Source organism: Vibrio aquimaris, assembly GCF_009363415.1.
GTDB classification, from domain to species: Bacteria; Pseudomonadota; Gammaproteobacteria; order Enterobacterales; family Vibrionaceae; genus Vibrio; species Vibrio aquimaris.
The window spans coordinates 1098000-1120163 of record NZ_CP045350.1 but is presented as its reverse complement, the minus strand read 5'-3'; the positions used below and the strand labels follow the sequence as shown (position 1 = coordinate 1120163).

22 protein-coding genes and 2 pseudogenes are annotated in these 22164 nt (G+C 42.7%); 15 read left to right on the top strand and 9 right to left on the bottom strand.

Annotated features, from left to right (window positions below; translation table 11 throughout):
* Nucleotides 1–2 precede the first annotated feature (2 nt).
* Nucleotides 3–824 carry a DUF2989 domain-containing protein gene (locus FIV01_RS05305; protein WP_152430060.1) on the top strand — a complete coding sequence of 274 codons (822 nt, stop codon included), beginning with the start codon at nucleotides 3–5 and terminating at the stop codon, nucleotides 822–824.
* Between the two features lie 24 nt (nucleotides 825–848).
* Here the strand turns inward: FIV01_RS05305 and msrB are convergent, their stop codons facing one another.
* The gene (gene msrB / locus FIV01_RS05300; RefSeq protein WP_152430059.1) at nucleotides 849–1268 is read right to left on the bottom strand and encodes a peptide-methionine (R)-S-oxide reductase MsrB; all 420 of its coding nucleotides are present in this window, start codon (nucleotides 1266–1268) and stop codon (nucleotides 849–851) included.
* A gap of 337 nt (nucleotides 1269–1605) precedes the next feature.
* On the opposite strand from msrB, the gene gap reads away from it, so the two are divergent.
* The 9 genes from gap to FIV01_RS05255 all read left to right on the top strand — a co-directional run bounded on the left by gap (nucleotide 1606) and on the right by FIV01_RS05255 (nucleotide 9101).
* Nucleotides 1606–2601 (top strand): type I glyceraldehyde-3-phosphate dehydrogenase, encoded by a 996-nt coding sequence (gene gap, locus FIV01_RS05295; RefSeq protein WP_152430058.1) that lies wholly within the window; start codon nucleotides 1606–1608, stop codon nucleotides 2599–2601.
* A gap of 133 nt (nucleotides 2602–2734) precedes the next feature.
* Entirely contained in the window at nucleotides 2735–3619 is an 885-nt protein-coding gene (locus FIV01_RS05290; RefSeq protein WP_152430057.1) for a D-hexose-6-phosphate mutarotase, read from the top strand.
* A gap of 102 nt (nucleotides 3620–3721) precedes the next feature.
* Nucleotides 3722–4543, top strand: coding sequence for a 23S rRNA (guanine(745)-N(1))-methyltransferase (gene rlmA / locus FIV01_RS05285; protein ID WP_152430056.1), 822 nt, complete (start codon nucleotides 3722–3724; stop codon nucleotides 4541–4543).
* A 51-nt stretch (nucleotides 4544–4594) separates the two neighbouring features.
* The gene (locus tag FIV01_RS05280) at nucleotides 4595–5521 is read left to right on the top strand and encodes a ChaN family lipoprotein (RefSeq protein ID WP_152430055.1); all 927 of its coding nucleotides are present in this window, start codon (nucleotides 4595–4597) and stop codon (nucleotides 5519–5521) included.
* Between the two features lie 210 nt (nucleotides 5522–5731).
* Nucleotides 5732–6088 carry a hypothetical protein gene (locus FIV01_RS05275; protein ID WP_152430054.1) on the top strand — a complete coding sequence of 119 codons (357 nt, stop codon included), beginning with the start codon at nucleotides 5732–5734 and terminating at the stop codon, nucleotides 6086–6088.
* Nucleotides 6089–6344: 256 nt separating this feature from the next.
* Nucleotides 6345–7922, top strand: coding sequence for an alkaline phosphatase (locus FIV01_RS05270; protein ID WP_152430053.1), 1578 nt, complete (start codon nucleotides 6345–6347; stop codon nucleotides 7920–7922).
* A gap of 99 nt (nucleotides 7923–8021) precedes the next feature.
* Nucleotides 8022–8324, top strand: coding sequence for a ribbon-helix-helix domain-containing protein (locus tag FIV01_RS05265; RefSeq protein ID WP_152430052.1), 303 nt, complete (start codon nucleotides 8022–8024; stop codon nucleotides 8322–8324).
* An 85-nt stretch (nucleotides 8325–8409) separates the two neighbouring features.
* Nucleotides 8410–8805 carry a VOC family protein gene (locus FIV01_RS05260; protein ID WP_152430051.1) on the top strand — a complete coding sequence of 132 codons (396 nt, stop codon included), beginning with the start codon at nucleotides 8410–8412 and terminating at the stop codon, nucleotides 8803–8805.
* Nucleotides 8806–8816: 11 nt separating this feature from the next.
* A complete protein-coding gene (locus FIV01_RS05255; RefSeq protein ID WP_152430050.1) occupies nucleotides 8817–9101 on the top strand; it encodes a putative quinol monooxygenase in 285 nt (94 codons plus the stop codon).
* A 78-nt stretch (nucleotides 9102–9179) separates the two neighbouring features.
* Here the strand turns inward: FIV01_RS05255 and FIV01_RS05250 are convergent, their stop codons facing one another.
* Nucleotides 9180–10106, bottom strand: a complete 927-nt coding sequence (locus FIV01_RS05250) for a putative adhesin (protein ID WP_152430049.1) — start codon at nucleotides 10104–10106, stop codon at nucleotides 9180–9182.
* A gap of 456 nt (nucleotides 10107–10562) precedes the next feature.
* Here FIV01_RS05250 and FIV01_RS05245 point away from each other — a divergent pair, with 456 nt between their 5' ends.
* From FIV01_RS05245 to FIV01_RS05235, 4 genes are all read left to right on the top strand, one after another.
* Nucleotides 10563–11603 carry a zinc-dependent alcohol dehydrogenase family protein gene (locus FIV01_RS05245; protein ID WP_152430048.1) on the top strand — a complete coding sequence of 347 codons (1041 nt, stop codon included), beginning with the start codon at nucleotides 10563–10565 and terminating at the stop codon, nucleotides 11601–11603.
* Between the two features lie 81 nt (nucleotides 11604–11684).
* Entirely contained in the window at nucleotides 11685–13349 is a 1665-nt protein-coding gene (locus tag FIV01_RS05240; protein WP_152430047.1) for a sodium:solute symporter family protein, read from the top strand.
* Entirely contained in the window at nucleotides 13337–13468 is a 132-nt protein-coding gene (locus FIV01_RS20670) for a putative transporter small subunit (RefSeq protein ID WP_216649458.1), read from the top strand. The genes FIV01_RS05240 and FIV01_RS20670 overlap by 13 nt, the downstream gene beginning before the upstream one ends.
* Before the next feature lie 388 nt (nucleotides 13469–13856).
* Nucleotides 13857–15260 carry a hypothetical protein gene (locus FIV01_RS05235; protein WP_152430046.1) on the top strand — a complete coding sequence of 468 codons (1404 nt, stop codon included), beginning with the start codon at nucleotides 13857–13859 and terminating at the stop codon, nucleotides 15258–15260.
* A 62-nt stretch (nucleotides 15261–15322) separates the two neighbouring features.
* Here FIV01_RS05235 and FIV01_RS05230 read toward each other — a convergent pair whose 3' ends face one another.
* Together FIV01_RS05230 and FIV01_RS05225 are read right to left on the bottom strand one after the other, a co-directional pair.
* A complete protein-coding gene (locus tag FIV01_RS05230; RefSeq protein ID WP_246210428.1) occupies nucleotides 15323–16036 on the bottom strand; it encodes an endonuclease in 714 nt (237 codons plus the stop codon).
* 539 nt (nucleotides 16037–16575) lie between these two features.
* Nucleotides 16576–17123: pseudogene (locus FIV01_RS05225) on the bottom strand (IS5 family transposase); the annotation flags it as partial.
* Here FIV01_RS05225 and FIV01_RS05220 point away from each other — a divergent pair.
* Nucleotides 17116–17268: pseudogene (locus FIV01_RS05220) on the top strand (IS481 family transposase); the annotation flags it as partial. The pseudogenes FIV01_RS05225 and FIV01_RS05220 sit on opposite strands and share 8 nt — an antisense overlap.
* A 72-nt stretch (nucleotides 17269–17340) precedes the next feature.
* Here the strand turns inward: FIV01_RS05220 and FIV01_RS05215 are convergent.
* From FIV01_RS05215 to FIV01_RS05190, 5 genes are all read right to left on the bottom strand, one after another.
* Entirely contained in the window at nucleotides 17341–18114 is a 774-nt protein-coding gene (locus tag FIV01_RS05215) for a hypothetical protein (RefSeq protein ID WP_246210427.1), read from the bottom strand.
* A 239-nt stretch (nucleotides 18115–18353) separates the two neighbouring features.
* Nucleotides 18354–19118 carry a Fe(3+) dicitrate ABC transporter ATP-binding protein FecE gene (fecE, locus tag FIV01_RS05205; protein ID WP_152430044.1) on the bottom strand — a complete coding sequence of 255 codons (765 nt, stop codon included), beginning with the start codon at nucleotides 19116–19118 and terminating at the stop codon, nucleotides 18354–18356.
* A 2-nt stretch (nucleotides 19119–19120) separates the two neighbouring features.
* A complete protein-coding gene (locus FIV01_RS05200) occupies nucleotides 19121–20092 on the bottom strand; it encodes a FecCD family ABC transporter permease (RefSeq protein ID WP_152430043.1) in 972 nt (323 codons plus the stop codon).
* Complete coding sequence (locus FIV01_RS05195; protein ID WP_246210445.1) at nucleotides 20092–21012, bottom strand: FecCD family ABC transporter permease; 921 nt, start codon at nucleotides 21010–21012, stop codon at nucleotides 20092–20094. Before FIV01_RS05195 ends, FIV01_RS05200 begins: the two co-directional genes overlap by 1 nt.
* A 125-nt stretch (nucleotides 21013–21137) precedes the next feature.
* Nucleotides 21138–22112 carry a Fe(3+) dicitrate ABC transporter substrate-binding protein gene (locus FIV01_RS05190; RefSeq protein WP_152430041.1) on the bottom strand — a complete coding sequence of 325 codons (975 nt, stop codon included), beginning with the start codon at nucleotides 22110–22112 and terminating at the stop codon, nucleotides 21138–21140.
* Nucleotides 22113–22164: the final 52 nt, after the last annotated feature.

Below are 22164 nucleotides of genomic sequence, written 5' to 3'. Positions count from 1 at the left end.
ATATGAAGCCATTAAAATTATTCGCAATAGTTGTTCTAGCTGCTGCTGTCACTGGATGTTTCGAAAATAGAAGAAATACCGATCAGCTTTGTAAGGACAACCCAAAACTTCGCTGCGAGAGAATGAATCAAAACGATGGTCAGTGCAAACTGCCACGTACTAAGCTCATCTGGCATAGATATGACTCATTCCGAAATCCATCAGATGCGATGTTAATCAAAGAGTATGCGTTAACCGCAGAATATAAAAAGTGCATAGAGCTCGCTTCACAGATTCAGACTATAGATCAAGGAGATTTGCGAAGAAAGCGTTTCAATGCTCTAGTCAATGCAGGTGAAGACCTCGAGACTCTCGTGGAAAAGATTAGAAAGTCCTCATCCCCTGATGCTCTGTATTTCTTGTGGAGTCAGACCGGCGATGAAAGTGCACGTAGAAGCTTCTTACAGCTTGAAGGAAAACCTGCGTTAGAGACAGCAGAAATGCAGTACGCCCTTGCGACTTTCTACACCAGTCGCGACTTAGAAAAAACCGTCAAACTGCTCAACAAATCTCTTGAGCTGAGCGATGGAGATAACCTTAATACGGACATCTTCAAATCACTTGCCAGTATCAATTACCAGATAAATCAAAAAGAGCAGGCTTACGTTTGGGCCATGGTTGCCAGTGCGTTTGAAGTCCCGGTTATCGCCTCAGCACAGGAAATGAAATTACTCTACGGGTTTAGTGAAGACAAATATAAGCAGCTGGATGATATTGCAGATGATATCCAAAGTGCGCTTGATAGTGGCAAATACAAACGCAGTATGATGCCAAAGTTCAACTGAAAGAATCGAACAAGTAGCGGTGAATTATTCACCGCTTTGTTCCGATTTGTTGAAAATTAACGACACTGAGTTCACACAAAATCGCTCACCTGTGGTAGCAGGCCCATCAGGGAAAACATGCCCCAAATGGCTATCACATACTGCACAACGAATTTCTGTCCTTACCATTCCGTGACTCAGATCCTCTGTATAGCGAATAGCTTGGTCGTTAATCGGCGCATCGAAACTTGGCCAACCACACCCAGAGTCATATTTATTATCTGACTGAAACAAGGCACTGTCGCAGCAGGTACATTGATATACCCCGGTGTCTTTATTATGCAGTAATTTGCCGGAGAACGGTGCTTCAGTGCCTTGCATGCGGCATACTCGATACTCTTCATCAGACAACCTGTCACGCCAGTATTCATCGGGCTTGTTAATTTTTTCTTTTGCCTGTTCCAATTTTATTTCTCCCTCGAAAAAGGATTCAACTCGTTGACTTTATCGTTGCAAAAACTTGCGCTAGAGAGTGTTTGTAGCACATACTTTAAATCCGTGAAAGGATGGTTAGACACTCACCATCAATGAACGCATCCAAGCTATCTTATGTCAACTGGTTAAGAAAAAAACCCACAATCCGCTCAAAAGATAGTCAAATAATACTTGTTATGAAAAAAAGCGACGCTTTTTTTTGACTTTAAACAAGTTAAGTCCGATTATCTGTTGCAGATTTTGACTGGATTCTGTAATTTTACTACCAGTTATCTTTAATCAGAAATTAAGTTGTGGAGCAACTATAATGACTATCAAAGTAGGTATTAACGGTTTTGGCCGTATCGGTCGTTTCGTATTTCGTGCAGCACAAGAGCGCAACGACATCGAAGTTGTGGGTATCAACGACCTAATCGATGTAGAATACATGGCGTACATGCTTAAGTACGATTCAACTCACGGCCGTTTCAACGGTACTGTTGAAGTTGAAGGTGGTAACCTAATCGTTAACGGTAAGACTGTACGTGTTACTGCTGAGCGTAACCCAACTGACCTTAAGTGGGACGAAATCGGTGTGGACGTTGTCGCTGAAGCAACTGGTATCTTCCTAACTGACGAAACTGCACGTCAGCACATTACTGCTGGTGCAAAAAAGGTAGTTCTAACTGGTCCTTCAAAAGATGCAACTCCAATGTTCGTAATGGGTGTTAACGACAGCACTTACGCTGGTCAAGACATCGTTTCTAACGCTTCTTGCACAACTAACTGTCTAGCTCCTATCGCTAAAGTTCTTAATGACAAGTTCGGTATCGAATCTGGTCTTATGACTACAGTTCACGCTACTACAGCTACTCAAAAAACGGTAGATGGTCCTTCTGCTAAAGACTGGCGCGGTGGTCGTGGTGCTTCTCAGAACATCATCCCATCTTCAACTGGTGCTGCTAAAGCTGTAGGCGTTGTTCTTCCAGAACTAAACGGCAAACTAACAGGTATGGCTTTCCGTGTACCAACTGCTAACGTTTCTGTAGTTGACCTAACTGTAAACCTGAAAGAAGGTGCATCTTACGAAGCTGTATGTGCAGCAATGAAAGAAGCTTCTGAGGGTGAGCTAAAAGGCGTACTAGGTTACACCGAAGACGCAGTCGTTTCTCAAGACTTTATCGGCGAAGTTCAAACTTCAGTATTCGATGCTAAAGCTGGTATCGCTCTAACTGATAACTTCGTTAAAGTTGTATCTTGGTACGACAACGAAATCGGTTACTCAAACAAAGTTCTAGACCTAATCGCTCACATCTCTAAGTAACGCGATTAATTTATAGCTTTATGACAAAGGGCGGCCACTGAGTCGCCTTTTTTGCATTTAAAGCAAAGTATGCATAAATAACAAAGAAAACAATAATGTACTCACCATCCGCTCTGGCTGAGGAAACCTAGACATGGATTTAAACACGCTTCCACCTATAACCGTATTATCGAACAACATCACTATCGTCGAAGTAGACCAAATAAAAATCATCCGGGTAATCCATGACAAGGCGACCGCCGGTATTGCGCTGCATGGCGGACACCTTGTCTCGTATAAACCCACGGGGCAAAAAGATCTCATCTGGATGAGTGAAAGAGCAATTTTTGATGGTAAAACAGCACTCCGTGGGGGTATCCCTGTGTGCTGGCCATGGTTTGGTCGCATTGCTTCCCCTGCTCATGGCTTTGCTCGAACAACCGAGTGGTCACTGCTACAGCATAGGGAAAACGATCATGGAGTAGTTATCGAGCTTGGCTTGAGTCCCTCAGAGAAAAGTCTGGAGATCTGGCCATTTCAATTTGACGCTCGACTTATCATCGAAGTTGGAGAAGAGCTAAGCCTTACTTTGAGTGTCTCCAATACAGATGTACAACCATGGAAGTTTTCAGCGGCTCTTCATAGCTACCTTAATGTGAGTGATATTCGCGATGCCATAATCATAGGAACTGGTTCTGAGTATAAGGATAACCTACAAAATCAAGCTCGCTGCACAGGTAATGAGCCACTGCAATTAACCGATATCATTGATAGGGTATATACTCACCCCAACCAACAAATATGCCTCAAGGATGCGGGTTACAACAGAGAATTAGTTATTGAAAACCAAGGCCATAATTCAGCTGTACTCTGGAACCCTTGGCAACAAGGTTCAGCCGATTTAAACGACATGGCTGACCATGGTTATCTTACCATGATGTGCATCGAGTCGAGCCTTCACGCATCAAGCCTAGAGCAAGGTAAAGAGCTGCAGCCTGGAGAAGCCCACCAACTATCAACAAAAATATTCATTACTTAGTCTCAAGCCACATACCTCTATGTATGTGGCTATACTATTGCCATGGTTTGAACCCTATCTTCCTGTTAAAATCCACCACAATTACTCCAATGCGAAATTGTTATGTCTTATTCTTGCCCTCTTTGCGAACACAGTCTGACTCTTACCGAACGCTCTTATCGTTGTGAAAATAATCACTCATTTGATATCGCCAAAGAAGGCTACATCAACCTAATGCCGGTTCAACATAAACGGTCAAAAGACCCCGGCGACAATAAAGAGATGATGCAGGCACGTCGTTATTTTTTAGAAAGAGGCTATTATCAGCCCATGCAGAGTAAGGTTGCGCAAATCTGCGCACAGTATTTAAAAAACTCTCAGCACAAGCTACTCGATATAGGTTGTGGAGAAGGTTATTACACCAATGAAGTTTCATGCCAACTAAAGGAACAACACTCGAGCGCCGTTACTTATGGCCTTGATATCTCGAAAGTTGCTATTCGTTACGCTTCGAAACGTTACCCCAGTTGCCAATTCAGCGTGGCATCGAGTGCGCGCCTACCTTTTGAAGATAAGTGCCTTGATGCCGTTCTCAGAATCTATGCCCCGTGCAGCCCCAGCGAACTCGAGCGTGTTATTCGCTCTGGCGGTATTGTAGTTACCGTAACTCCTGGTGCGCGGCACTTGTACCAACTGAGAGAAAAGCTGTATGAAACCGTTAATCTGCATGATGAGAGTCCCGAGGAGATCGATGGCTTTGAGCTAGAGCAGCAGGTGGCATTAAATTATTCTATGACGCTAGAAAATGGCGACGCTGATACCCTTTTGCAAATGACACCCTTCGCATGGAAAGCCGACTCAACACTCCGCCAGTCATTGGCATCTGAGGTGTTATTTGAATGCGAGGCCGATTTTATTATCCGAATCTATCGTAAACACCAGTAGCTATTGGTAGTATAAATAAATTTTAATTATCGCCTTCTTTCGGAAAAGCATATGTGTAAATTCATTAGCTTAGCTCTGGTCTCCTTGAGTCTAACGGCTTGCTCGACTTCATCGCAAAAGAAAACCGGGACTTTCTACGACTACCAACTTTTCTCCCCTAGTGCTAGCCCTATTTCTTTGCACAAGCTTCCTCAAGATATCCTTGAAGCCGATGTAATTCTGGTGGGAGAGCTGCATTCCCATAGCGGTATTCATCATTTTCAAACCGATTTATTTAATACTCTATCCGCTCTAGGACGAACAACTGCCTTATCCATGGAACAGTTCTCACGTGATTCCCAGCCTGTTATTGAACAATACCTAAATGGCGAAATAGGTGAGCAGACTCTAATAAGGGAAGCAAATGCTTGGCCCAACTACGAAAGTGATTACCGTCCGATAGTTGAACTCGCCAAAGCTCGTCAACTCGATATTATTGCTGCTAATGCCCCAAAAAATATTGTTCGTTGTATCGGCAAGCAAGGCATATCATACCTAGATAAGCTCAGCCCAGAGCAACGCGCTACAGTCGCTACTCATGTCAATACACAGCCAAGTCTGTATAAAGATAAATTTATGGCTTCCATGCACCATGGTGTGAGTAAAAAAGCAGAGCGATACTACGCTGCGCAAATCACTTGGGATGAAACCATGGCAGAGAGCATTACAGGCTATTTGCAGTTAAACCCAAACGTACAAGTTCTTCATATTGGGGGAAAATTTCATATCGAGCACGGTCTGGGAATAAAAGCTTCTATATTGGCACGTCAACCCAACTTAAAAGTCGTGGTTATTACACCTAATAATGAGGTTATCTCAAACAGTCAGGATTATCAGCTTGAAGTATTGCCCTTCCCTACTCGATATATAAAAGAGGAAAATTGGCTTAAGGAATCTCAGCAGTTAAGTAAGAGAAATGATGATTTAAACTGTTTGTAACCCCAAATGTTTCGAGTGTAGAACTGATTCATAAAATAGTAAACCGTCTACACTCCTCCTATCTTAACTCTGTTGGCTATTATTTAACTCCTATCAATATTATCGGCACACTTTGTGCTTGGATAGATTTCAAGCAAATACGGTATTTTTTACACAAGTTTTCCTTTGAACGGCCGATATAAACCCTGAGGATGATGTAAGGAGATCGCTATGACACCAGTAGGAATGGAGCCAGCCAAGCTGACCCCAACCCAGCAGGTCAAGCCTCAAGCGAATCAAAGCGAGTTGAGCCAAGGCTCGGCACCGCTTAAGGTAGAGCAGAACAAAGTCACACTTTCAGAAGAAGGAAAAGCACTGCTGGCGGCTTTACAAGAGCTAGACAAGGAATCCAAAGCAGCTGAAACAGAGAATAAAACAGTTGGAGACAAAGTCGAATCGTTTACACACGGCGCTCTAGGTATCGACAAACCCGATGAAATAGAAAAAGAAGAAGACGGTGCCTACTCAGCGGGGCAATATCTTTCCGCAGCGGCAACGGTTGGTGGAATACTTCTAGCACTCGTATAACAAAGCGAGTGCTATGATAACAGGCAAGCTCTGATGAGTAATCATTAGATCCGCACTTTATATGGTGCGTGTTAGCCCTGTGCTCTCCAAAAACCGACCATTTATCACCAATATAACATGCATCACGCCTTAACCCTCAGTAAATCAAACGATTCTCAAATCCGACATGAAGAACAAACATAAAATCAAGCCTGTTGATTATAGGTTTAATCAATGTAAAGTGGACCAATAAAATCACAGTATCAATGGGACCACCATGAAACATTTTACCAAACCTATTTTCACAGCAATGGTCACTTCTGCATTTTCTTGTAACCTAGTTTCTGCAGAAATTAAAAACGTTATCTTAATGATTGGCGACGGTATGGGCCCTCAACAAGTGGGTTTACTTGAAACCTACGCAAACAGAGCGCCAAATTCGATATACAAAGGACAATCAACAGCACTATTCCAACTTGCTCAAGAGGGCGTGATTGGCTCCTCATTAACTCACCCAGAAGATGCTATCGTGGTTGATTCTGCATGTTCTGCAACCATGCTCTCTACAGGGGTCCATACTGGCTCTGAGGTCATTGGTATCGATGCACAGGGCAATCACGTACAAACTGTATTAGAAAAGGCAAAAAGTTTAGGCAAAGCAACAGGACTTGTCTCAGACACTCGTCTAACCCATGCGACACCCGCATCTTTCGCTGCTCATCGAGCTCATCGCTCTCTAGAGAATGAAATTGCCACAGATATGCTAAAGACAGGTGCCGATGTAATGCTGTCAGGGGGACTTAGACACTGGATTCCACAATCAACGAATGACAAAGGCGAAGTGTACAACCAACTAAAAGAGCTGACTCAAGGTGATATCTACCTCAAGTCCAAACGCAAAGACGAACGTAACCTTCTAACTGAAGCTCAACAAAATGGCTACCAGTTAGTATTCAATCGAGAAGCGATGCAAACATCATCGAACGGAAAATTGCTCGGACTATTTTCGTACTCAGGAATGGACGATGGCATTACATACAGCGCCAATAAAGATGATCCCAAACGCACTCAACCTAGCTTGAAGGAAATGACCAGCAAAGCTTTAGAAGTACTGTCAAAAGATAAAGATGGTTTCTTTCTAATGGTTGAAGGCGGACAAATAGATTGGGCTGCACACAGCAATGATGCGGGCAATATGCTGCATGAAATGCTTAAATTTGATGAGGCTATAAGCACGGTTTATCAATGGGCAAAAGGTCGTAATGACACTCTTGTTATCGTAACAGCCGATCATGAAACGGGCTCCTTTGGTTTCAGTTATTCTTCTAAAAATCTTCCCAAACCGCAAAAACGCGAGGGCGAGGCATTCTCAAATAAAGATTATGCCCCAAACTTTAACTTCGGGTCATTTGAGCTGCTTGATAAACTGTATCAACAAAAGAAGAGCTACTATGGCATGGTCAGTGAGTTTGAACAATTGGATAAAGGCCAGCAAACCGCCGCCAAGTTTGCCGAAATTGTAAATGCCAATACGGAGTTTCCTATCTCTTCTGCTCAAGCAGAAAAGGTTATAGCCAATAAGCCTAATCCATATCGCCTAGCTGGTCACTCGTACCTATCTGCTGAAAATATACCAGCAATCAATGATTTTGATGCCTTTTTCCCGTACAACGACCGTGGGAATGTCTTGGCACGGGAACAAGCTACAAGTCAAAACATTGTGTGGGGAACCGGCACCCATACTCACACGCCAGTAAACGTATTTGCTTGGGGACCTGCTGAGGCGATTATACCTGTATCAAAAATCATGCATCACTCTGAGCTTGGTGAATATATCAAGACCCAAGTGAAGTAATTGGTAAACGCCCAACTGGGCGTTTATTTTTCATGCTGTATTGACTGGAACTAAAAGCTAAGTTAAAAAGCTATCTTCTCCAATCTCAGTTAAAAATTTATGTGTGAACTATTCTCTCACCAACCTCAAGAAAACTACCAAATTATCGCTAAGTCGATTCGTATTGATGGGCATGCAACAAGTATCAAGCTCGAAGCAAGTTTCTGGCACATTCTAGAAGAAATTGCTCAGCTCCAAGGTATGACATTGCCAAAATTCATCAGTACAATTTATTTAGAGGCACTGGTGTATAACGATCAAGTCAAAAACTTTACTTCCTTACTTAGATGCGCCTGCCTCATTTACCTACGCCAACCAGAAAACGTGATGAGCAACATATATCAGCAGCTCCAAATACCCTAACAAAATAGTTAATGTCGTACTGGAGTACTACCAACACTCACGTAAGCCTGTTTATTCTATTACCTCATGTGAAGAGGAGGAAAAAATGGCTAAGCTTATCCATACTATGATAAGAGTAAGTGACCTAGGTACTTCGGTTGATTTTTACCGCAAAGCACTTGCTTTACACATCAAAGAACAATTTGTTTTTGACGACTACACACTAACCTATTTGGCAAACCCTGAGACAGGGTTCGAGCTTGAGCTGACACATAATCATGGTGTCCAACTCGCCTATACACATGGCTCTGGTTACGGTCATATTGCCGTGTCGGTCGATAACATCGAACAAACTCATAATGAGCTAAAGCAATTAGATATCCTGCCGTCTGATATTAAAACGATTCATCACCAAGATAGAGTTTTAGCGACACTATTTTTTATCACCGATCCTGATGGATACAAGATCGAGTTTCTGCAACGTAACGGAAGATACCAATAATAGGAACAAAAATGATTCACTTAACCGCCACTTTTGAAGCAAAACCAGGCCAAGAAGACACTCTGAAGCAACTGTTGCTTGATATGGTTCAACCCACACAAAATGAAGTGGGCTGTATTCGCTATACTTTGCTGCAAGAGAAAGGAAATCCATCGATATTTATGTTTCAAGAGCAATTTATCAATCAAGCCGCATTTGATGCTCACTGTATAGAACCACATTTTTTAAACTTGCTAGACAATTTAGATGGCCTGCTAACAAAAGAACCAAGCATTACTTTCTTTGAACAGCTATAAATAAATGATAACTCTCTACTCAAGTAGTTCATTCAGAGCCAAAAAATCAAAAAGAGCGCTTAAGCGCTCTTTCTATGCTTAGTGGTCTGGCAAACCACCCACTTTCATTAGATTCTCAATAACAGAGTCACGCCTTTGTTGGGGCTCAATACTGTCCGCATTGACACCTCCTCCCTTATTAAAAGCAATCATATCATCCGTCGGGTGTGCGCGACACGCGGCAAAATGCACCACACCCATATTCGGAACAAGAAGCGATGAAAGTGAACGAATACCGGTGAACATAACACCACCCAAGAAAGCAGGATTATCAATATGTCCTCCAAGCCCCTGATGATCTAGCTCTCCAATATAGTGCTCTTTAATGGTCATCCCAGGACCTGCAACTTCACGTACAGTGGGCACCTTGTGCCTCCCCCAAACTTCTGGACAGGCAATCGCTCTAACATCTACATCTCGTAAAAACGCCTGATCATAGGTATAAAAATGGACACTCGTACCTTTGGGAATTTGGATATGCGTGTTAAGAGTTGTTTCACCATGGCCTAAAAAGACTATTTGCTTATCTCCGCGCCTTGAAGCTTGTTTCATGTTGGTTACTGTCGTCGTACTAATAGACGTTGTTTTACCTAACATCAGGGGCTTGGTCGGCGGCAGAGCTTTCTCATAAACTTTAGAGTTGCCAAGATCGCTATTAAAATATACCCCGTATTCATCGACGAGAGATTTAAGCGCCTTTTTGGTATTCGTATCCTTATCGAATAACCTAAATGTGTATGAAGAATGGCGATTTACCCAATACTTACAGGCAGCGTCGGCTGGTTTAAGATCTGTCGGAGCTTCTTCATTGATCGCTTCGACCAAAACATCTTTAATTTTCTTCAAATCGGTGAGCTTGACAATATCACTTCGAAGTTTGGGTAAACCAAGGGTTTTCTTTCTGGTGCTTTTCGTACTAAGAATACAACTATCAATCGTCCGTAATACCAGTTGCTTAGTAAACATACTCTACCCCTTATCTAATTTTCATTGATGCGATAAAGTATAGAGTCAATATTTACAGAATAGGAACTGATATATTATTCTAGTTAACATTATTAAACTGCAACATAATATTTGTTACCAAAAACATCATATGAGAAAGTCAATAAAAAACAAATAATTAAAATTGACTAACTTCAAGACAAAAACATGAATAGCTAATCCAAATAACACTAATAAAAAATAAATAACCATTTAAATACAATAATAAAAATAACTGGTATGACCAGACTGCTTTATTTGGCAGCAAACGTTTACTTTTATTTTTCCTATGCAATAATCCGAAAAAATACAGCTATATTAAGATATTTTACTAACAAGGAAATTTATAGTTATAAATAACTTTATTGCCGATTTAAATATAAAATCAAAGCAATACTAATAGTTTGGCTAGTTTCATTATCGAAAAGGTGAAGTAAAATGAAAGCTTATGTTATGGACGCTCAAGGCAATCACTCTCTTCAAGAAAGACCTAAACCGACTTTAATTGATGATAGTGACGTTATTGTTAAAATTGAAAAGACGACGATTTGCGGTACTGATCTACATATATTAAGAGGTAATGTTTCAACATTTAAAAGTGACACGATTCTTGGTCATGAAGGCGTAGGGGTCGTACAAGAATGCGGCAGTCGAGTCAGTAAATACAAACCTGGAGACCGGGTAATTATATCTTGTATTACCTCCTGTGGTAGTTGCTCAATGTGCCAGAAATCTCAGTTTGGTCAGTGTATAAATGGCGGCTGGATACTAGGAAATGAAATCGATGGGTGCCAAGCTGAATATGTCAGAATACCCTATGGCGATAACAGTTTGTTTCATGCTCCAGAGGATATAGATTCCGAATCTTTAGTCTTTCTCAGCGATATTTTCCCAACTGGATATGAAGTTGGGGTCTTAGATGGAAAGCTAAAACCTGCAGACTCAGTGGCCATCATAGGCTGTGGTCCTGTCGGTTTGGCCGCCTTAATGACTGCCAAATTTTTCTCGCCTAGTAAGATATATGCTATCGATAATAACCCCCATCGATTAGACGCCGCCAAAGAGCTTGGCGCAACTCATACCATCAATAACTCTGAAAATACCGCCGTTGATCAAGTACTAGATATTACCGACGATGTCGGCGTAGATGTTGTGATTGAAGCGATAGGAATTCCTGCAGGTTGGGATATGTCCCAAAAGCTAGTACGCCCTGGTGGGAATATCGCTGTATTGGGTGTTCATGGAAAATCTGCGACTATCAACCTAGAAGATATGTGGAAACGTAATTTTACTATGACAGCCGGCCTTGTACACACCTACACCACGCCTGCTCTTATTAAGCAAATTCGTGCTGGTCACCTACATCCAGAAAAACTTTGCACGCACCACTTCCCACTGAGTGAAACAGATAAAGCCTACGATACCTTTATTAATGCAGAAAAACATAATGCATTAAAAGTAATGATTACAAACAGCTAGAAACATGGTGAGTTCTAGACTTCGCTCTAGAACTCACTTTTCTAACCTGACATTTCTCTTTGAGAGAAGTAAGGAGAATAGATGTATCAAATGTCGACCCAGACAGCATTGCTGCTATTGCTGTGTTTCTACGGCCTAACTTTTTTAATATCACTCACCTTAGCCAGAAAAGAAGAAAATGTTGATGGCTATATGGTATCGAATAATTCAATTGGATTCGGTATGGCAGCAGCGAGTATGACTGCCACTTGGATATGGGCGGCTTCCTTTTACGCCGCTGCGACTTCTGGCTATAAATATGGCTTATCGGGTGCTCTTCATTATGGTTTTTGGGGAGCATTGATGATTTTCTTTATTTACCCATTTGGTAAAAAGTTCAGACAAATTGCTCCTAAAGCTCACACTCTTGCAGAAATCATGCATGCTCGACATGGAAGCTCGAGCCAAATGATCATGGCAGGTTCCAATATAGTAGGAAGCCTTATCAGCCTGACCGTCAATTTCACTGCGGCAGGCGCACTCTTGGAGATATTATCCCCGCTGAGCTTTATTCATGGAGTTATCATTGCTGGCCTCGGGGTGCTTAGCTACACTATTTGGTCTGGCTTTCGATCATCAGTGACAACAGATTTTGGCCAAGTTATCGCTATGATTTTTGCCGCTGTGATAATCATACCTATTATCTTTTTCAAACTTGGTGGTAGCACTTTGTTTGAATCAGGCATGTCATTACTCACTGCTGAGCAATCTAGCTTCTATTCGCAAACGGCAATACTAGAACAAGGGGCTCCGTACTTTGTGGCTGTATTGGCGTATGCTATCGGTAATCAAACCATAGCTCAGCGCCTGTTTGCGGTTAGAGAGGACCTATTAAAGCCAACATTTATCACCGCCACTTTGGGCTATGGCTCAATTGTAATTGGGCTGGGTATGCTAGGATTTCTCGCTCTACTTGCTGGTATTACTCCTCAAGACGGCAACTACAACAACCTAATCCCACAAATGGCTGCTACCTACTTGTCTCCATTCTTGGTTGGTTTGTTTTTCATTATGGTGATTGGCTCTCTATCCTCAACGGCTGACTCAGATCTTTCTGCTCTCTCTGCACTTGTGATGACAGATATCTACGGTAAACACCTATCTAGAGGCAAGGTCAGACCTAAAACCATGCTATTTATTGGCCGCTTGACTATGGTAAGCGCTACCTTTTTGGCCATGTTATTCGCATGCTTAAAGTTCGACATACTTACCATGCTTGTTTTTGTTGGCGCGCTCTGGGGCGCTATCGTTTTCCCTGTTATCGCCAGCCTATACTGGGATAAAGTGAACAATTTAGCGTTCACAAGCGCCGCCATTGTTGGTTTTGGAATGTTCGTTATTACTCGGTTTCAAATTATCGAGCTACAAGGCCTGGCAGCGTTGTTTTTTGAATGGTTGGCATCAGCAGGAGGAGGCGTCGTTATTGGCTTGATGGCTTTCGGCTTCTTTGGCTTTAAAGCAGCCTGCATACTTGGTGGGATGGCGTTTATCATTATCACACCTTTTGCATTAGATGCTCTGCGTCATTATCCGGTATTGTTAAGTTCAATGACCGCTTATGGTGCCAGCGCATTAGCATGCGTGGTTTTAAGTTTAAGGTCAAAAGAACACTTTGATTTTACCAGTATAGGTAACGATGTTGTGTCCTTTAACCAATCTGAAAATCAAAGCAAAGAAGTTGAAGGAGTACCTCAATGTCAAGCCTAGCATTAACCCTATATGTCTTGATTTGGCCCCTCATAGCACTTGGTATTATGGTGCTTTTATGCGTTAGCCTATACAAAGACATGCGCAAAGCCAAAAAAGAAGGTAAAGAGATGGTCTAGTCTGCATTTTCGAGGCTCGGTTTACAGCGAGCTTCGAAGAACTATCTTACGTATGCCTATTCAAAGTAGCCTTTCTAAAATGGCGGCTTATCAAACGTCATAACTTGGTTTTGACTAGAAAAAAGCCTGGATCGATTCCAAAACACAAAAAGAACCCTATTGAACAGCGGAATGAAGTGATCAAAGGTGAATAGAGCTAGGTTATCCATGTACGTAACATAAATATACATATCACATCAATGTTTATGCGCACTGTATATAGTTACACGTAAGCGAACAACAGAGCTTTACACATTTAAAAATTAAAACCCATCAGCTATGAGAATGCGCCCATCGCATATTCATAGATTTATTCATTCTTAACAATCTCAATTATAGAGGTATATTAATGAAACAAAATATACTTTACATCGCCGCCCTCTGCTTTACTTCTCCTTTTGTCTTGGCGAACCAAGGTACTGAAATACCGGAAAGTGGCGGAAACTCATTCTATCGCTCGATAGGCAAACTAAGTGGTGACATGACTTGTACCGTGTCCTTTGTACAATTTAGCAACGACCTAAACGCCCCGGCGACCTTCCTTTCAAATGGACACTGTAGTCAAAACGCTTTTAGCTCGTCAGCAGGTAACGATATAACCACAAATAAGTCCGTGGACTACACAGCAGAGTTTAACTATTTCCAAGATTCTATCGACGCTGAAGAGACCATATCGGTAGGCATCAATAAAGTCTTATACTCAACCATGAAAGGCTTGGATATCTCTGTGTTATCATCAGACCAAACCGTCGCTCAGTTGATTGACCAAGGCCTGATTCCGTATCAAATTTCACAAAACTCATTACCTACGGAGTCTGCAATCACCATTGCTGGCGTTCCCATAGATGTCAACGCGTTACAACTATCATACTGTGAATCTGGGGATACGTTTAATGTGATTGAAGGATACTGGCATTGGTATGATTTTAATGAAAACAACTGCCAAGGGATTTCTTCTGGAAGTTCGGGGTCTCCCGTATTTGATGATAATCAAGACATGGTCGGACTGATTAATACCACCACCAATACTGCTGTTGGAAAAACTTGCTATAGCGGCAACCCTTGCGCAGTTGATGAAGAAGGCGCTCACGTTAAGAAAAACAAGAATTACGTCGTTCCTATTCAAGATCTTAATCAATGTTTCAATTCAAATGGAACATTCTCATTAAATAACCCAGGCTGTCCATTACCTAAGCCCAGTGGTATCAGTATCACTAACTACCCTTATATCTTTAGCGGTGAAAACTCTGGAAACCAAGAGTGGCAGTTTACAGTAATCAGTTCCAGTAAGATTCGATACAAGAACATCTTGTTGTTTGATGATACTCAAACTTGTCAAGACTTATCAGGTTACAGCGATCCGATAGACGCAAGTCAAGTCAACTTTAGTGAAACCGAGATAGACGTTAGCAAAGAAGGCATTCATCAATACTGCATTATAGGGGAAAATGACGATGCCAGCGAGCCAAGTGTCGTTCAAGTTCAGGTCGACAATACACCACCTACGGCCAAGCCGATACTTAACGTGACGCCCATGGGCTTCGAGCCTATCTTTATGGTTCCCGAATACTCTGACTACTGGTTAGCCTGGGGCAAACCTGATGAGATTGACTGTGATGATGCTCGTTATATTCAATACAGAAGAAACCCTATCCGTATCCAATCTGTACCACTTAAAGTGTGTGTGTACGGGTTTGATACAGCGGGTAACCAAAGTCCTAACTTTGACTACCTGATTGAAAGCCCTTTCTAACTATCTTGGTAAGAAATTTAATCGACTAAAAACCACCTCCCTATCAGAGGTGGTTATTCTATTTATACTGGGCATCTCTGCTCAAGTATCGGGTTAGATGAGTGCTGAACAGCACTTATTCTTTTACCTATTTCACATTCGATTTGAGTCACTGGGTGTTGCTTATCCCAAGCCTTCATTAAACTGCGTTGAGAACGGCTCATTTGGTAAATAGGATAAACCGCTTCCATATAAAGATAAGCTCTCGCTATTCTTCCCCGCGCCTTTTCGGGCGGTTGTACTTTTCGGGTTGTGACTCTCATATCACAACTGCCAAAGCTTGATGCTTCTTCAGGCAACATTACAAAGTTATAATTTTGTCTTTGCGCATTAACGCTACCAATTGCAGGATATAAGTTGAACAGGTCAGCCTGCATTAAACGATAATCTTTGCTTACCTTCGATGCACAGCTGCGACCTTTAAAAGCTTTACCCTTGCTGTTTATGCAATCAGGATGACCATCTCGCCATGCAGAGAAAGCTCGCCCAAAATTTTCTGCGGGCACGATATGCTCTGCTTCCCATTTGTTTAATCGACCACGGTATTTATCTGTCCTAAACCCCTCAGGAAGCGATACATATTTGTTCATATTAAACGACGCATCACAGTAAAGAGTGCGCTGATATGAGTCTCCAACAAAAATTTCCTGCTGCATTAAACGTTTGGCCTTGCTAAAAGACTCATTATTGGTATTACCCAAAGCAAAAACCACATGGGGAAGTAGCGCGAACCACAACAAAAAACATCTCGCGTAAAACATCGGCTTGATAGCTCCAACTAGTAAATATCAAACATATCAATTACAAATTTACCATATGGAAGAATGAAGAGATATGGTTAGTAAATCTGATTCTAACTAATGCGTTCCAACACTAATGTATTGATACGGCGCAAAAACATACAAAAGGCTTACCTCAACAAGATCATATTCTTGCTTAAAGAATAACTCCTAAACGTACGTATTTTTATAACAATATACTCGACCTCTATATGAAAATAGTTAAAAATAGAAACATAACTTACAGAAATAACAAAATAATCACCCTGATAATAATGAAAAAACTAGTGATAGTTTTTCATAAAAACTCACTATCGCAACCTATAACCACGGCCGCATATTTGCCTAATTATCAATAGATAAGAAAAAGGTTAACTATGCCATTAACAAACAATATATCTGCGATTCCCGACACAATTTCTCAAAGAGGAACAGATGGAGCCTGCTCTTTACCTTCTCTACCTCAGTCAATTGCAAAAGTAGAACTTACTAAGAACCTATCCCAAAAGGGATTTATTCCATACAATGAGGCCACAAGCAAAATGCAGCATGGCCTCGTAGTTTTCGATTTTCTTTTCCCAACGATGAGCCTTAAAATCATTCGATTGTTTTAAGCTCGCAGCCTCTTCAGCACGTGATTGAACATGAGGAATGTTGTTCAAAGCGACCAACTCATCATGTAACCATTGCCCTGTATAGCCTTTGTCTAAATACAGCGGTACTTGTAACTGTGGTCGATAACACTCTAATGCATCTAAAGTGTGAAGTACCAATTTGATATCGTGAACGTTGGCACCATCGCTGACAACGGCAAGTGGCAATCCAGTAGCATCCGTCAATAAGCTGCGTTTTACGCCTTGTTTTGCTCTGTCTGTTGGGTTCTTTCCTGTTTTTTTGAGCCCGCTAAAGGCGCTTTTGTTTGGCAGCCATCCATTGATATAGAACGCCAATCAACACCTTCGTAAATCAGGCCATTTTGCCAAAACCGCTCAAAGACACCTGCCTCTCGCCACTCTTGAAAGCGACGATGCGCTGAGCTAGAGGAATTACAAAAAGATCTGGACGAATGGATGATTTATTACAACAATGACCGAACTCATCAGGGGAAAATGTGCTGTGGTAGAACACCACTTGAGACATTGCTTGATGGAAAATCGATTTGGGCAGAAAAGAATTTAGCTCAAATCTAAACTGACAGTCACCGATAGAAAAGCGGGTAACTGTCAGATCAGGTCTGAATTAGTACATATTATCCAAATCGACTACGGCGCTTCATTAGCCTTCCAGTGAGTGGGTTGCTCCGCTTTTCCGTCATCACGAAAAGCAACTAGGAAGGGTAACTCGTCAGGTGCAACAACCATTTGTAGCCAAACAGAGCGCTCTTTTATTAAGTCATCAAGCGCTTCACTTCTCGAAGATGGAGCATCATCGAGTATTGCTTGCCAAACACTTAAGTCTGGCGGGTTCATGATACTCCACTTACACTGCTTAAGTGGCTGTGTAGAATAGATTTTTAAAATCGTTTTTTTTGCTTTGTCACTAAAATCAGGCTCTTGATAATTCCCCGAAACATAACTCAACATTCTTTGCCAAGTCGTCATCTCTTGCTTTGCTTTCTTTATCTCTTGAGACCGCTCAGGCTCGGTTGCAAGCGATGCTCCCCAGTCAGGTAACTTCCCTTTCACCTTAGCCACATAAAAGCCAGGACCAATTTGTCCAGTTGGTGGTAAACATTCCCTGCGCACTCCAGTGTTGATGATGTTCACTGCTGACTTTTCACTGGTGCCATGATAACCAATAAAATACAAATCTTTTTTTGCATCATCTTCAGGCCGTGATTTTTTCTCTGGCGGCTTTTGAGGTTCAGAGGCTCTCCTTTCACGGAGCACTCTCTCGCGATTTTCCGCCCAACGCTTTTCATCACTTGCGGTATATGTCAGTTCTGCTCTTCGTTCTAAACGTTGACGCTCTGCACGTTCTCTGGTGGTTTCTTGTCTTTGTTCGCTGGAATCGCCAGGTGAGGATTGATAACGCATATAAGTACACTGCCACTGTAAATAAAAAACACAGTAGCAGTATTTTTGCCCGCTTAATGCTTTCGTCATCACTAAGTGATAGATCACCTAATTAAAAGCACACTATCAATAGTAAAAAGCTCACAACGCTTAAGATCTGAACAGAAACTTAGGGTTTATGATAAAAATCATAGTAAAAACAATTATTTATTCGATAGATAAATAAAGAAAAACTATAACAATTTCAATATATAAGCTTGCTAAATCGCTACACACATAGGCGTATTGGAAATAGGATCTCGGAACACATTGGCTTTTAAGTCAAAAACATCATTAAGAAGTGTTTGCGTCATCACCTCATCAGGTGAGCCTTCCTCTACAATTTCCCCTTTTTTTAACACCACTAGGTGATCGCAATAGCGGCATGCTTGATTGAGATCGTGTAACACCACAACCACAGTTTTCCCCTTGGCATTCATCTGCTGGATCAACTTCATTAGCTCAACCTGATGCGACATATCCAAATAGGTCGTGGGCTCATCGAACATCACAACATCCGTATCTTGCGCTACCACCATGGCAATCCATGCCCTTTGTCTTTGACCTCCTGACAAAGAATCTACTGGTTTATCAGCAAACTCCAGCACGCCAGTATCACACATGGCTTGCTCAACAATATCTTTATCATCTTGTGCCAATCTTCCCCAATGAGAAACATAGGGTGAACGCCCATACTCAACCAATTTTCGAACCGTAATACCTTCAGGGTTAACTAAAATTTGTGGTAACAGGGACAAGGAGCGCGCAAGGGCCTTATCGCCATAACTAGACAATGCTTTGCCTTCCAGAAGCACTTCGCCTGACTTGGCTTTATTAATCCTGACAAGCGTTTTCAACAAGGTCGATTTACCGCACCCGTTTGGCCCGACTAAAGCAGTGATCTTCCCCTTGGGGATAGACATAGAAAGATTGGCAATAATGGTTTGTTTTCCATACGCGACAGAAAGATTCTTGGTTTCAAGCATGGTTACCAACCTCGATAACGATAAAGAAGAAAAATAAAATAAGGTGCGCCAATCACAGAAGTAAGTACCCCTGCAGGTAGTTCAATCGGCGGTTGTAAACCTCTAGCGAGGCCATCGGCAAATGTGACTAAAATAGCGCCGAGCAGCGCGGAAGCTGGGATCAACATTTTATGATTGTGCCCAAACAACAAGCGAGCCAAATGCGGCGCAAGTAACCCGATAAAGCTGATGGTTCCGGCCACAGAAACACTAATGCTAGCAAGCAAAACCGCAGCCAGAAGCGCAAAAGTCTGAACGCTCTTTGGGTTTGTTCCAAGCGTGGTTGCACTTTCTTCACCAAGGCCCATAACATCTATACGCCACGCTAGCCAAAAAGCAAACGGCAATAACATGGCCAAGGCTCCCCAAATAAAAGGCACTTGCTGCCAATTTCTACCCCAAAGACTGCCGGTGAGCCATACCATAGCTGTATTGATTTCTAGAGGGTTGGTGATAAGCAAAAAGTCGATTCCGCTTGTCAGAAACGCACTGACAGCAATACCAATTAGGGCAAGTTTTGCCGGCGTTGGTTGCGACCACCAAGCCAATAATACAATCAATCCCGCAGCTAAAATGCCACCCAACATAGCAACTAAAGGCAAGATATTCACTGGCGCACTTGGAAACAGAACTAAGCAAGTGGTGGCAGCAAGACCGGCTCCTGCACTAATGCCCATCAGATCAGGAGAAGCCAAGGGGTTGCGTATCACTCCTTGCACTAATACGCCAGAGAGTCCAAGACCAGCGCCGACACTAATTGCAAGAAGAGCGCGTGGCAATCGATACTGGTGAATAACAAAGTCATCGCTTGATAATGCAAACAAGTGTTCAATGACTTGTGACACGCTCAGCGAAGCAGCGCCCACAAACAGACCTGTGGCTGCCACTAGCATAAGTAGGCCAAATAAGAAAAATAGCTTTGTCCTGTGATGCATCAGGCTCTCCTCATCGCAAGCAAAATGAAACATGGCGTGCCAAGTAAAGCAGTGATCACCCCAACAGGCGTTTCGGTCGGAAAAGCAATGGCTCGTGATATCGCATCTGACCATGCCACAAGAGCGGCGCCAGCAAGTGCTGAAATAGGAATCAATAAATGATAGTTGTGACCAACAATCGGCCTGACCAAATGAGGAACTAACAAGCCAACAAAACCAATCGGGCCAGCAATGGCGACGCTTGAACCAGCCAACAATACAATTGCTGCCCCACTTAACACGCGAGTGAACCAGATATTACTGCCTAAGCCAATCGCAACCTCATCCCCCAACGCCAATAGGTTGAGATTACGAGCAAGACCTAACGCTAATATCAATCCAGCTAATGCTGGCGGCCAAAGCTGCTGCCATTGATTATTGTCTAGGGTCGATAAAGATCCGGTCAGCCAATGCAATACGCTATAAGCCATATCATCGCCAAGGATCAATGCTGCTCGTGTAATGCCAACAAGAAGCGCGCTAATTGCAATGCCAGCTAACACTAGACGCAAAGGGTGAGATCGAGCAGAGAAAAAGCCGCCAAGAAGCATCACAGTCATGCCGCTTAGCAAAGCGCCACAAACGGCATTAATAATAGGGTTTAACCCAGAGATAATGGGCAGACCAACCGACGCAAGCGCCATAAAACACGCGGCGCCTGCGTTTATACCAAGAATTGACGGAGACGCTAAAGGGTTTCGGGTTAAACCTTGCATCAGAAGGCCTGACACAGCGAGGCCTGCGCCAATTAATAGCCCCGCATAAGCTCTTGGCGCTCTGAGCGTGGCTAATATCTGGTGCGTCATATTCGCTTCGTCATACGCAAACCAATAATCAATCAAATCGGAGGCGGTCAGTGTAAAGCTCGACCAGCCGAGCATCGACGCAATGTAACCGCAAAAAGCCAAACTCGATACCAAGCTAACCAACAAAATGACTCGCCAAGCAAAACTCAGCGAGTGTTTATGCTTAACTTCAGGCTCGCGGTTTAACAGCACCCCATGACTCATGAGGCGTCCAAAATCTGCTCAAGGTTTATTGCCATTTGCTCAGCGGCCAGCATACCTCTGTTTAGTGACCAAAGCTCAGGTGAGACTTCAACAAGGCGTTTGTTTTTTGCCGATGTAAGCAGATTAAACAGTGGGTTTTTCTGCCAATCATTAATCACATTAGGATGGGAATAAGCCCCCAACAGTAGCCAATCTGGATTGGTTTTTAGCAAGAGCTCAAAACTGGTCGGCAGGTACGCTTTGTTGGTTTGCTCTTTGATAGGACTTGAAATCCCTAATGTTGTCAGCACGCCACCGGCATAAGAGGCTGGGCTATGTAGCCACATACCTTTGTCTGACACCACAGCAAATTGAATAGTTTGCTTGAGAGAAAAATGCCCCTTAAATTCCGCCATAGTTTGCTGGTGGCGCTCAATTCTTTGCTCCATGGCAGACTGCTGATTAAGCGCTGCGCCAATTTTGCGTGCCGACTCCAAATTCTCTTGGTAGGTTTCGCCGCGGCTTTTAAGCAGTAGCGTAGGCGCGATTCGTTGCAAATCTTTTAAAACCGTGCGGTGGCGCTCAGCATCGGCAATGATCAGGTCCGGCTTTAAAACCGCAATCGCTTCTAAGCTTGGTTGGGCGCGCATCCCCACGGATTTCCATGGTTTGATGAGTTTGCGCACCGCGGGAATCACCCGAGAAGCGTCGTTATCATCGGCGACGCCGACAGGTGACACTCCCACCGCAGCCAATGCATCGACAAAAGAGAACTCCAACACCACAACACGTTGCGGCGTGGTATCAATTTCAAACACGCCTTGCTCATCTTGTATCGCTCTAGGACTGGCTAAAGCTGTAATAGAAGATAAAGTAACCAGCAACATAGCCAAAACAGATCCTAATGGCTTATGTGGCAGCATCCCAGCCAAAGACCGAAATGCGTTTAGAAACAATCGATGCGGTAACAAACGTCGAGCGTGGTTATTCATAGCTAGATTTCCTTTAACGCTAAAACCATCAAAGTCGCCAAGAGTATTGGCG

Excerpts from the sequence above, each read along its gene's own strand:
- FIV01_RS05305 (WP_152430060.1), top strand. The coding sequence starts at position 3 with ATGAAGCCATTAAAATTATTCGCAATAGTTGTTCTAGCTGCTGCTGTC.
- gap (WP_152430058.1), top strand. The coding sequence starts at position 1,606 with ATGACTATCAAAGTAGGTATTAACGGTTTTGGCCGTATCGGTCGTTTC.
- FIV01_RS05290 (WP_152430057.1), top strand. The coding sequence starts at position 2,735 with ATGGATTTAAACACGCTTCCACCTATAACCGTATTATCGAACAACATC.
- rlmA (WP_152430056.1), top strand. The coding sequence starts at position 3,722 with ATGTCTTATTCTTGCCCTCTTTGCGAACACAGTCTGACTCTTACCGAA.
- FIV01_RS05280 (WP_152430055.1), top strand. The coding sequence starts at position 4,595 with ATGTGTAAATTCATTAGCTTAGCTCTGGTCTCCTTGAGTCTAACGGCT.
- FIV01_RS05275 (WP_152430054.1), top strand. The coding sequence starts at position 5,732 with ATGACACCAGTAGGAATGGAGCCAGCCAAGCTGACCCCAACCCAGCAG.
- FIV01_RS05270 (WP_152430053.1), top strand. The coding sequence starts at position 6,345 with ATGAAACATTTTACCAAACCTATTTTCACAGCAATGGTCACTTCTGCA.
- FIV01_RS05265 (WP_152430052.1), top strand. The coding sequence starts at position 8,022 with ATGTGTGAACTATTCTCTCACCAACCTCAAGAAAACTACCAAATTATC.
- FIV01_RS05260 (WP_152430051.1), top strand. The coding sequence starts at position 8,410 with ATGGCTAAGCTTATCCATACTATGATAAGAGTAAGTGACCTAGGTACT.
- FIV01_RS05255 (WP_152430050.1), top strand. The coding sequence starts at position 8,817 with ATGATTCACTTAACCGCCACTTTTGAAGCAAAACCAGGCCAAGAAGAC.
- FIV01_RS05250 (WP_152430049.1), bottom strand. The coding sequence starts at position 10,106 with ATGTTTACTAAGCAACTGGTATTACGGACGATTGATAGTTGTATTCTT.
- FIV01_RS05245 (WP_152430048.1), top strand. The coding sequence starts at position 10,563 with ATGAAAGCTTATGTTATGGACGCTCAAGGCAATCACTCTCTTCAAGAA.
- FIV01_RS05240 (WP_152430047.1), top strand. The coding sequence starts at position 11,685 with ATGTATCAAATGTCGACCCAGACAGCATTGCTGCTATTGCTGTGTTTC.
- FIV01_RS20670 (WP_216649458.1), top strand. The coding sequence starts at position 13,337 with ATGTCAAGCCTAGCATTAACCCTATATGTCTTGATTTGGCCCCTCATA.
- FIV01_RS05235 (WP_152430046.1), top strand. The coding sequence starts at position 13,857 with ATGAAACAAAATATACTTTACATCGCCGCCCTCTGCTTTACTTCTCCT.
- FIV01_RS05215 (WP_246210427.1), bottom strand. The coding sequence starts at position 18,114 with ATGCGTTATCAATCCTCACCTGGCGATTCCAGCGAACAAAGACAAGAA.
- fecE (WP_152430044.1), bottom strand. The coding sequence starts at position 19,118 with ATGCTTGAAACCAAGAATCTTTCTGTCGCGTATGGAAAACAAACCATT.
- FIV01_RS05200 (WP_152430043.1), bottom strand. The coding sequence starts at position 20,092 with ATGCATCACAGGACAAAGCTATTTTTCTTATTTGGCCTACTTATGCTA.
- FIV01_RS05195 (WP_246210445.1), bottom strand. The coding sequence starts at position 21,012 with ATGCTCGGCTGGTCGAGCTTTACACTGACCGCCTCCGATTTGATTGAT.
- FIV01_RS05190 (WP_152430041.1), bottom strand. The coding sequence starts at position 22,112 with ATGAATAACCACGCTCGACGTTTGTTACCGCATCGATTGTTTCTAAAC.